Raw genomic sequence first — 872 nt, forward strand, 5'->3', positions numbered from 1 at the left:
TGGCGACCGTGTTTCCTTTCAGCCAGGCGGTGGTGGATATCCTCAGCCAGGGCAAGTTCATGATCGTCTACGCCTGCCAGCTCGACTTTGCGGACGGCATGGTGCTGGCGCACACCGGCACCGGCGACCTGGTGATCGATGGCGTCACCTACCAGGGTGTGGGCAGCCTGGGCGAGGTTGGCCAGGCCCAGGAAAGCGACAGTTCAGGCTCGCCCATGTCCATCGACCTGACGCTCAACGGCCTGGACGCCTACATCCTCCAGGAAACCAATATCCGCGGCTGCCGCGGCCGGCCCGGGAAGCTGATGTTCGTGGTGTTCGACGCCGAGGGTAACTACGCCGTCGACATTCTGTTCTCTGGCCGGATGGATGCCGCGCAATTCTCCTACGCCGGCAACGGCACCGACGGCAACAAGATCACCGTGCCGATCATCGACCGCATGGCCGAGTGGCAGCGCACCGGTACCGAGCGTTGGACCGATGAGAACCACCGCGCGCGCCATGATGGTGATCGCTTCTTCTACGCCGTCGCCCAGATGGCCGAATGGCCCATCTACTGGGGCGCCAAGAAAGACGCACCGTCCTTCACCTACGACAAATGACCCTATGCGAAATAGAGACTGGACCACACGTCTGAACGAAGTGATCAAGGCCGCCATCGAGCGGCCTTTTTCATGGGGTGAATTTGACTGCTGCCTGTTCGCCGCCGATTGCGCGCTGGCGGTCTGCGGCACCGACCCGGCCGCCGTCTACCGCGGCAAGTACACGACTGAGGCGGGCGCCAAGCGCCTGCTCAAGCAAAACCACGGCAGCCTCGAGGCCGCTTGGGATGCGTGCTTCAGCCGGGTATCGCCGGCGTACATACAGCGCGG

The 872-nt window shown here is 63.4% G+C and carries 2 protein-coding genes; both read left to right on the forward strand.

Annotated elements, in window-relative coordinates; translation table 11 throughout:
* Positions 1 to 8 precede the first annotated feature (8 nt).
* Positions 9 to 602, forward strand: coding sequence for a hypothetical protein (locus HAQ05_RS28905; RefSeq protein WP_190427605.1), 594 nt, complete (start codon positions 9 to 11; stop codon positions 600 to 602).
* Positions 603 to 606: 4 nt separating this feature from the next.
* Positions 607 to 872: DUF6950 family protein (locus HAQ05_RS27850; protein WP_190427603.1), on the forward strand; the 266-nt coding region annotated here is incomplete at its 3' end.

Source organism: Pseudomonas typographi (assembly GCF_014694385.1).
Classification (GTDB): domain Bacteria; phylum Pseudomonadota; class Gammaproteobacteria; order Pseudomonadales; family Pseudomonadaceae; genus Aquipseudomonas; species Aquipseudomonas typographi.